Here is a 1,462-nt window from a genome sequence, read left to right on the forward strand (position 1 = left end):
GGCACCTGGGGCCGCCGGCGGATCGGCCGACTGCCGCTCGACAGGTCGGGACGGCCGCGGTTCGCGATGTACAACTACGACGCGCTGTGGCTGACGCAGTGGAACCTCAACACCCTCCTGGGCCTGGCCTATCCGGAGATCTACTCCGGCATCGTGCGCTCGCAGCTGCGGATGTACGAGGACGGTGGGCTGCTGCCGCGGGGCCCCGTGGCCGGCGACTACTCGTTCGTCATGACCAGCTCCCCGGTGACGTCGTTCATCAGCGGCGCCTGGAACAAGGGCATCCGGGACTTCGACATCGACCTCGCCTACGAGGCCATGCTCGACGCCCACTCCCCGGGCGGCCTCTTCGACAAGGCGCCGTACGAGTACGCCACCTGGGGCGAGAACCACGGCGGTGGCCGCGCGTACTTCGACATCGGGTACGTGCCCCACGACCTGCACACCGGATGGCGGAGCCGCGGCGCCGGGGAGACCGTCGAGTACGCGTTCCAGGACTGGACGCTGGGCCAGCTGGCGCGGCGGCTGGGGAAGTCCGGTCTCAACGTGGCGCAGTTCGCCGAGGTGTCCGTGTCCTCGCAGGTGAACGACTCGAACCAGGCGGGTGCGCGGGCGGTGGACGGGCGCCCGTCGCGGTCCAGCGCGGGTTGGGCGTCGGCGGAGCGCAAGCCGTGGATCAGGCTGGGCTGGCCGGAGCAGAAGCGCGTCCACAAGGTGGTGCTCGTCGACCGCGCCGAGGGGGACTCGCGGGTCAACTCCGGCGTCCTCACGTTCAGCGACGGCTCGTCGGTCAAGGTGGACGGTGTTCCGGCCGGCGGCCGGAAGAAGTCGGTCGCGTTCCGGCCCCGGCGGGTCAGCTGGGTCCGGTTCGAGGCCACGGGCGGCACGGGCGGGAACGTGGGGCTCGACGAGTTCGAGGTGTGGGACGACACCGACACGGGCGCGTTCCTGATCGAGAGGTCGGGGAACTGGCGCAACCTGTACGACCGGTCCACCGGGTTCGTCCGGCCCCGCGGGACGAACGGCCGCTGGAAGGACTCCTTCGACCCGCTCTCCCCGGACGACTTCGTCGAGGCCAGCTCGTGGCAGGCCACCTGGTTCGCCTCGTACGACGTCCTCGGGCTGGCCAGCAGACTCGGCGGCAGGGCCGTCTACGCGGACAAGCTCAACGGCGCCTTCGAACGGTCCGAGAAGGCCGAGTTCACGGGCGCGGGACAGAACGGCGACGAGGACGCGTACGTCAACTACGGCAACCAGCCCGGGCTTCAGATGGCGCACCTCTTCAACTACGTCGGACATCCGTGGCTGAGCCAGTACTGGGTGCGCAAGGTCAAGGAGATCACCTACGGCGGCACGACCACGACGAAGGGATACGGGGGGCACGACGAGGACCAGGGCCAGATGGGGTCCATGAGCGCGCTGATGGCGATGGGGCTGTTCGAGGTGACGGGCGCGAGTCTGT

Annotated in this window: 1 protein-coding gene; it reads left to right on the plus strand. The window is 69.7% G+C overall.

Going from position 1 to position 1,462, the window contains the following annotated elements; translation table 11 throughout:
- Positions 1-1,462, plus strand: a 1,462-nt coding sequence (locus LG396_RS38730; protein WP_225798300.1) for a glycoside hydrolase domain-containing protein, incomplete at both ends; no start/stop codon positions are given.

The sequence above is a fragment of the Streptomyces aculeolatus genome (assembly GCF_020400605.1).
Taxonomy (GTDB): Bacteria; Actinomycetota; Actinomycetes; order Streptomycetales; family Streptomycetaceae; genus Streptomyces; species Streptomyces aculeolatus.